This window comes from Mesorhizobium sp. M7A.F.Ca.CA.002.04.1.1 (assembly GCF_004022805.1).
GTDB lineage: Bacteria > Pseudomonadota > Alphaproteobacteria > Rhizobiales > Rhizobiaceae > Mesorhizobium > Mesorhizobium ciceri.
In genome coordinates this window covers 1-7,540 of the sequence record NZ_RZPL01000225.1, presented here as the reverse complement: position 1 = coordinate 7,540, position 7,540 = coordinate 1, and the positions used below count along the sequence as shown (strand labels likewise).

The window sequence follows — 7,540 nt, the reverse complement described above, 5'->3', positions numbered from 1 at the left end:
ACCGACTTCTGGTTGAGCATCGTGTCGAGGATGATGGCGGTCTTGCCGGTCTGGCGATCGCCGATGACCAGCTCGCGCTGGCCGCGGCCGACCGGGATCAGCGCATCGATGGCCTTGAGGCCGGTCGACATCGGCTCGTTCACCGATTTGCGCGGAATGATGCCGGGCGCCTTGACGTCGACGCGCTTGCGCTCGACTGCCTTGATCGGACCCTTGCCATCGATCGGATTGCCGAGCGCATCGACGACGCGGCCGAGCAGGCCTGGGCCGACGGGAACGTCGACGATGGCGCCGGTGCGCTTGACGATGTCGCCTTCCTTGATGTCGCGGTCGGCGCCGAAGATGACGACGCCGACATTGTCGGCTTCGAGGTTGAGCGCCATGCCGCGGATGCCGCCGGGGAATTCGACCATCTCGCCGGCCTGGACATTGTCGAGGCCGTAGACACGAGCGATACCGTCACCGACGGACAGCACCTGTCCAACTTCGGAGACCTCGGCCTCCTTGCCGAAATTCTTGATCTGGTCTTTCAGAATTGCGGAAATTTCCGCGGCGCGGATGTCCATCAGCCGACCTCTTTCAGTGCAAGCTTGAGCGAATTGAGTTTGGTTTTGAGCGACGTATCGATCTGGCGCGAGCCCATCTTGACCACCAGCCCGCCGAGCAGCGACGGATCGACGGTGACGGAGATAGCCACGTCCTTGCCGGCAACGCTCTTCAGCGCCGCCTTGAGTTCGGTCTGCTGGACAGCCGTCAGCGCGTGAGCCGACGTCACTTCAGCAGCGGTCTCGCCACGGTGTTCGGCTGATATCTGGCGGAACGCCCTGATCATGCCGGGAATGGCGAACAGCCGGCGGTTGCGGGCGACGACGCGCAGGAAATTTCCGGTGAGGCCGGTGATCCCGGCCTTGTCGGCGATCGCCGCGATGGCCTTCGCCTGGTCCTCGCTGGAGAACACCGGGCTGTTGATCAGCCGGGTGAGATCAGCGCTGCCCGCGAGCATGATTTCGAAACTGTTGAGGTCGGCTTCGACCTTGGCCACGGAATTTGCCTGCAGGGCGAGTTCGAACAGCGAACCCGCATAGCGTTCTGCGACACCTGAGATTGGCGATGACGATTGAGCCACGGACCGTCTTTTCTCTTGTCTGACAGGCCGTAGATTGTTGGCGCGAGCAAAAACTCTGGCTAAATCTTTGACCTTACTGCATTTTTTCGAGCACGGAGGCGCGGCTTCCGCTATCCCCGGCCGAAAGTCGATTGCCGTCTAGCACAGGCATTTTAAGACCGCAATGCGTCGTTCCGCATGGTTTTCAGGCACTATTGTCGCATCCGGCGAAAGTCGCCCGTCTTCGATCGCGGAATACCCAATGATTCAGGGCAGAAAGCCGAAGGCGAAGGCGAGCGGCAACGCCGCCAGGACCAATTCCAGCACAATGGAAACCCAATTGAAAGGCGTGTTGGCGCCATCAGACATCATCGACAGCAGCCGGCCGAAGGCAGTGAACAGCCAGGAGAAGCCAAGCGCCATGTAGATCAGCGGCTGCGCCAGCAGGATACAGCACAGGCCGACACCCAGATAAAAGCCCGACATCCTGCCGCGCCCCTCGGCGATCGCCGCAGCCTTCTCTGGCTTGACCTGCAGGCGCAGGGCACGAAAGGCGAGACCCGGCGCCAGGAAGAACAAAAGCCCGAGCAGCACCGTGAAGACGGCGCTCGACCAAGCCAGCCATTCGCCCTGGCTCGTCGGCCATGGAAGCGCAAAATCCATCTTGTCCCCTCGAGATGCCTGTTTTGAAATTCCGGGCATTCTAACGGAGGAAAGCCCCCGCGCCAGATGGGTCCAGGTACTTTAGGCAGCGCGCATCAACCGAGCGCGAATTCCACAGCCGCCTCGACATGGATGCGCGTCGTGTCGAAGACCGGGATGTCGAAATCCTGCTGGCCGATGAGCATGGTGATCTCGGTGCAGCCCATGATGACGCTGTCGGCCGCCTCTTCGCGGCGCAGGCGTTCGGTCTCGGCGATATAGGCCGCCTTTGAAGTCTCCTTGACCATGCCCTGGCACAACTCGTCGTAGATGACGCGATGGACCATGTCGCGCCCGGCCGCATCCGGCACCACGGGGTCCAAGCCAAATCTGTCAGCGAGCCGGCCCTTGTAGAAATCCTGCTCCATGGTGAAGCGCGTCGCCAGCAGCGCCGGACGCTGCATTCCGGCACGCTTGACCGCCACTGCGGTGGCATCGGCGATGTGGATCAGCGGGATCGACACCGACGCCTGCACCTGATCGGCCAGTTTGTGCATGGTGTTGGTGCACAAAAGCAGACCTTCCGCGCCGCCGGCCTCAAGCTTGCGCGCCGCTTCTACGAGGAGCACGCCGGCACCGTCCCAGTCGCCGTGATGCTGCCGCTCGGCGATTTCGGCAAAGTCGAACGACCACAGAAGCAGTTTCGCGGAATGCAGCCCACCCAGCCGTTCGCGCACGATCTCGTTGAGCAGGCGATAGTAGATGGCGGTCGATTCCCAGCTCATGCCGCCGAGCAGGCCAAGGGTCTTCATATGAGTTTCCACATCTCGCTGGCTTGCGGGCAACCTATCGCTGAAAGCGCAACCTTACAAAAAACTCTGCGGGTCGACGTCGACCTGCACCCGGACCGAGCCGCGTTGCTTCGGCCCGTTGGCCAGCATGGCCCTGATAAAACCTTGCATGTCGGCGCGCCGTTCGCCCTGGATCAGCAGGCGGAAGCGGTGGCGGCCGCCGAGCAGGGACAGCGGCGCCTCGGCTGGACCCAGCACGAACAGATCTGACGCCTCGGGTGCTGCGCGGCGCAGGCCGCGTGCATGGCCCTCGGCTTCCGCTCGCGTCACCGCGCTGACGATGACGCCGGCGAGCCGGCCGAAGGGCGGCAGGGCGGCCCGTTCGCGCTCGGCAATCTCGCGCTCGTAAAAAGCCTCGGCGTCGCCGGAGACGATCGCCCGCATCACCGGATGGTCGGGCTGGAAGGTCTGCAGCAGTCCAAGGCTCTTCTTGCCGGTGCGGCCGGCGCGGCCTGTCACCTGGCTGAGCAACTGGAATGTGCGTTCGGCGGCGCGTGGATCGCCGTTGGCAAGGCCGAGATCGGCATCGACGACGCCGACCAGGGTCATATTAGGGAAATTGTGGCCCTTGGCGACGAGCTGCGTGCCGATGACGATATCGGCCTCGCCGTCGGCGATCGCCTCCAGCTCCAGCCGCAGCCGCCGCACGCCGCCCATCAGGTCTGACGACAAGACGATGGTGCGCGCGTCGGGGAAATGCGTCACGACCTCTTCGGCGATGCGCTCGACACCCGGTCCGCAGGCGACCAGATGATCGAGCGTGCCGCATTCCGGGCAGGCTTCGGGGCGGCGCTCATTGTGCCCGCAATGATGGCAGACCAGTTGCCCGCGAAACCGGTGCTCGACCAGCCAGGCCGAGCAGACCGGGCAGCCGAAACGATGGCCGCAGACCCGGCACAGGGTCAGCGGCGCATAGCCGCGCCGGTTGAGGAACAGCAGCGACTGCTCCTTCCTCTCCAGCGTCTGGCGCATCTGGTCGAGCAGCACCGGCGACAGGAAACCGCCACGCGCCGGCGGCGCACGCCGCATGTCGACCGCCTTCAGATGCGGAAGCGCCGCCTCGGCGAAGCGAGCGGAAAGCACCGCCCTGTTATATTTACCTTGGCTGGCATTGACCCGGCTTTCGACCGACGGCGTCGCCGACGCCAGCACCACGGGGAAGCTGCCGATATGGCCGCGCACCACCGCCATGTCGCGCGCATTGTAGAAGACGCGGTCCTCCTGCTTGTAGGCAGGGTCGTGCTCCTCGTCGACGACGATAAGGCCGAGCTCCTTGAACGGCAGGAACAGCGCCGAGCGCGCGCCGGCGACGACCCGCACGCCGCCCTCCGCCACTTGCCGCCAAACCCGCTCGCGCATCCGCGGCGGCAGGTCGGAATGCCATTCGCCCGGCTTGGCGCCGAAGCGCTGCTGGAAGCGCTCGAGAAAGGCATGCGTCAGCGCGATTTCCGGCAGCAGGATCAGCACCTGCCTGCCCTGGTCGAGCGCAGCCGCCACAGCCTCGAAATAGACCTCGGTCTTACCGGATCCGGTGACGCCGTCGAGCAGCGCGACGTTGAACACGCCGGCTGCGACATTGGCGCGCAGCATCTGCGCCGCGGCGCCCTGGTCCGGCATCAGTTCCGGAATAGCGTAGCCGGGATCGGGCGCGGCCACCACCGGGCGCGGCGGGATCATCACGGTCTCGAACACGCCTTGCGCCCTCAGGCCGTCGATCACCGTCGAGGACACGCCGGCGGCGTGAGCGAGGCCGGAGCGCGTCCAGGCAAGGCCGCCTTCGGCCGTCTCCAGCACGCGCTGCCTGGCGCCCGTCATCCGGTCAGGTGCGAGAAGCGTGCGCTGCAACCCCTCGATCCACGGTTCGGGGTCGAAAGCCTCCGGCGCCCTGAGCAGCATGCGCGCCACCATGCCGGGCGGCGATAGCGTGTACTGCGCCACCCAGTCGACGAAACGGCGCATCGCGCGGTCGATCGGCGGGCAGTCGAAGACCTGTTCGATAGGACGCAGCTTTTTCGCGTCGACCTTCTCGACCGCGCCATCCCAGACGATGCCGGCGACCTGGCGCGGCCCGAGCGGCACACGCACGATCGAGCCCGGCACCACGCGCATGCCGGCCGGCACGGCGTAGGTGTAGGGGCGTTCGGCGGGCATCGGCACCAGCACCGGTGCGGCTGCGACAAAGGGCGAATCTTCGATCATGAGGCGTGACCTTGCCCTGACTTTGGTCTAGATCAAAGGCCGACCCCAAATGTGCATGACATGCACATGAAAATCTTCAGGAGACCCGCCATGAAATTTTTTGTCGACACCGCCGACGTCAAGGATATCCGTGAGCTGAACGATCTGGGGCTGCTCGACGGCGTCACCACCAATCCGTCGCTGATCCTCAAATCCGGCGGCAAGATCGCCGAGGTCACCAAACAGATTTGCGACATCGTCAAGGGTCCGGTTTCGGCTGAAGTCACCGCCACCGAATATTCCGAGATGATGCAGCAGGCCAAGGTTCTGGCCAAGATCGCCGACAATGTCTGCATCAAAGTGCCGCTGACGCTGGACGGTCTCAAGGCTTGCAAGACGATCCGCACCGAGATGAACCGCCTGGTCAACGTCACCCTGTGCTTTTCGGCCAACCAGGCGCTGCTGGCGGCCAAGGCCGGCGCCTCGTTCATCTCGCCCTTCGTCGGCCGCATCGACGACATCGGCATCGACGGCATGGAGCTGATCCAGGAAATCCGGCAGATCTATGATAATTACGATTTCCAGACCGAGATCCTCGTCGCCTCGGTGCGCACCGTGAACCACGTCAAGCAGGCGGCACTCATCGGCGCCGATGTCGTGACCGCGCCGCCGGCGACCCTGAAGGCCCTGGTCAACCATCCGCTGACCGACAAGGGCCTCGCCGCCTTCCTCGCCGACTGGGCCAAGACCGGCCAATCGATTGGCTGAGATGGCGATCGGCTGAAGCCAATGCGCTTGCAGTGAAAAAAGACCGGGCAACCGGTCTTTTTTATGTGCTGCGGGTGGGGTGACTTTCCATGTCTTTGTTTTTGGGTGCCTTGCACTAGCTCTTTTGGCTTTACTGCATCGCAGCATTGCATCCAGCTGAAATCGAGAGCGACAAGTTCAAAACAGGATATTTGATCGAGTTCACCAGATCGACACGCTGCTGAAGCATACCCTGGATATCACGCTAGAGAGATGCCCTTCGACGAACTTAAAAAACGATGACTTGGTCGAACCCTTTGTAAAGGTGCTGGCTGTAGCTTCGATGTTTTAGCTACTGGGTCGAACATGAGCCTTCTAATCTCAATCGCCTTTTCTGTTCTTGCATCAATAGGACTCGCTTTCGCAAAGGCATTTTCAATCTACGGCCTCATTCGGGACAAACGTTATTCGTGGGTGAGTTTCATAGTGATTTCGGTCGTGTGGCTTGGCGCAACGGTGCTGAGTGCCAACCGGACGTGTGGTCAATGGGGGTGTAGCTGGGGCCTTCACTTCGGTTGGATTCTTGCCCTGTTGCCTCAAGGCTTCGTGACGAATGTTGCGTTAGGTGAGAAGCTATTTGTGATTGCGTTGCTTACATATTTGGGACTGTGCATCTATTTCTTCGGGCATGTCATTGGCTGGTTATCCTATGTGGTCGTCAGCATTGGAAAGGCCGTCACTAACCGCTAGTGTAGATGCTTAAGGTTTAGGCTGGGATAGGTGATGGAATTCACGAGCTTGACCCGCAGCTGAAGCATCCCCTGAAGCATGATCCCATAACGGCCGGGGTCGCTCAGTCCGCGCCGTCATCCTCAGGCACGGTCGCCGGCTGGCGCCGGCCCATGATGATTTCGCGTTTGCCAACATGGTTGGGTGCGCCGACCAATCCTTCCTTTTCCATACGCTCGACCAGGGATGCGGCGCGGTTGTAGCCGATGCCGAGGCGGCGCTGGATGTAGGAGGTCGAACACTTCTTGTCGCGCACCACCACCTTGACCGCCTCGTCGTAGATCGCATCGCTGTCTTCGGCTGCAACCGATCCCTTGTCGAAGACCGCGCCCTGGTCCTCGTCGATTTCTTCCTCATCCTCGTCGGCGGTCACGGTTTCCAGATATTCAGGCCGGCCCTGCGCCTTGAGATGCGCCACGACGTGCTCTACCTCCGCGTCGGAGACAAACGGCCCATGCACGCGCGAAATGCGCCCGCCACCCATCATGTGCAGCATGTCGCCCTGGCCGAGCAGCTGCTCGGCGCCCTGCTCGCCCAGGATGGTGCGGCTGTCGATCTTCGACGTCACCTGGAAGGAAATCCGGGTCGGGAAATTGGCCTTGATCGTGCCCGTGATGACGTCGACCGAGGGACGCTGCGTTGCCATGATCAGGTGGATGCCGGCAGCACGCGCCATCTGCGCCAAACGCTGGATGGCGCCTTCGATCTCCTTGCCGGCGACCATCATCAGGTCGGCCATCTCGTCGACGATGACGACGATGTAGGGCATCGGCGCCAGGTCTACTTCCTGCTGTTCGAAAAGCGGTTCGCCGGTGCCCTTTTCGAAGCCGGTCTGCACCGTCATGACGACGGTTTCGCCCTTGTCGCGGGCTTGGGCGGCGCGCTCGTTGTAGCCGTCGATGTTGCGCACACCGAGCCGCGCCATCTTGCGATACCGGTCCTCCATTTCGCGCACCGCCCATTTGAGCGCCGTGACGGCTTTCTTGGGATCCGTGACGACGGGCGTCAGAAGATGCGGGATGCCGTCATAGACAGAGAGTTCGAGCATTTTGGGATCGACCATGATCAGCCGGCATTCTTCCGGCTTCAGCCGATAGAGCAACGACAGGATCATGGTGTTGATGGCGACCGACTTGCCGGAGCCGGTGGTTCCGGCCACGAGCAGATGCGGCATCTTCGCCAGCTCGGCGATGACCGGCTCCGGCAAGTCGGTCGCCATCAACACCAT

At 62.6% G+C, this 7,540-nt stretch carries 7 protein-coding genes and 1 pseudogene; 2 read left to right on the top strand and 6 right to left on the bottom strand.

Annotated features, from left to right (window positions below; translation table 11 throughout):
• The 5 genes and pseudogenes from ENZ75_RS14110 to ENZ75_RS14090 all read right to left on the bottom strand — a co-directional run.
• Positions 1 to 566 (bottom strand): annotated as a pseudogene (locus ENZ75_RS14110) (F0F1 ATP synthase subunit alpha); the annotation flags it as partial.
• A complete protein-coding gene (locus ENZ75_RS14105; protein WP_013529035.1) occupies positions 566 to 1,126 on the bottom strand; it encodes a F0F1 ATP synthase subunit delta in 561 nt (186 codons plus the stop codon). The pseudogene ENZ75_RS14110 and the gene ENZ75_RS14105, both read right to left, overlap by 1 nt.
• 246 nt (positions 1,127 to 1,372) lie before the next feature.
• Positions 1,373 to 1,768 carry a DUF4345 family protein gene (locus ENZ75_RS14100; protein ID WP_013529034.1) on the bottom strand — a complete coding sequence of 132 codons (396 nt, stop codon included), beginning with the start codon at positions 1,766 to 1,768 and terminating at the stop codon, positions 1,373 to 1,375.
• Positions 1,769 to 1,863: 95 nt separating this feature from the next.
• Positions 1,864 to 2,559 (bottom strand): aspartate/glutamate racemase family protein, encoded by a 696-nt coding sequence (locus tag ENZ75_RS14095; protein ID WP_063169453.1) that lies wholly within the window; start codon positions 2,557 to 2,559, stop codon positions 1,864 to 1,866.
• A 54-nt stretch (positions 2,560 to 2,613) separates the two neighbouring features.
• Entirely contained in the window at positions 2,614 to 4,797 is a 2,184-nt protein-coding gene (locus ENZ75_RS14090) for a primosomal protein N' (protein WP_063169454.1), read from the bottom strand.
• Positions 4,798 to 4,887: 90 nt separating this feature from the next.
• On the opposite strand from ENZ75_RS14090, the gene fsa reads away from it, so the two are divergent.
• Positions 4,888 to 5,544 (top strand): fructose-6-phosphate aldolase, encoded by a 657-nt coding sequence (gene fsa, locus ENZ75_RS14085; RefSeq protein WP_024504222.1) that lies wholly within the window; start codon positions 4,888 to 4,890, stop codon positions 5,542 to 5,544.
• Positions 5,545 to 5,889: 345 nt separating this feature from the next.
• Positions 5,890 to 6,273 (top strand): hypothetical protein, encoded by a 384-nt coding sequence (locus ENZ75_RS14080; protein WP_127218570.1) that lies wholly within the window; start codon positions 5,890 to 5,892, stop codon positions 6,271 to 6,273.
• A 103-nt stretch (positions 6,274 to 6,376) separates the two neighbouring features.
• Here the strand turns inward: ENZ75_RS14080 and ENZ75_RS14075 are convergent.
• Positions 6,377 to 7,540 (bottom strand): FtsK/SpoIIIE domain-containing protein (locus tag ENZ75_RS14075; RefSeq protein ID WP_281061236.1); only part of this gene is annotated, 1,164 nt, incomplete at its 5' end.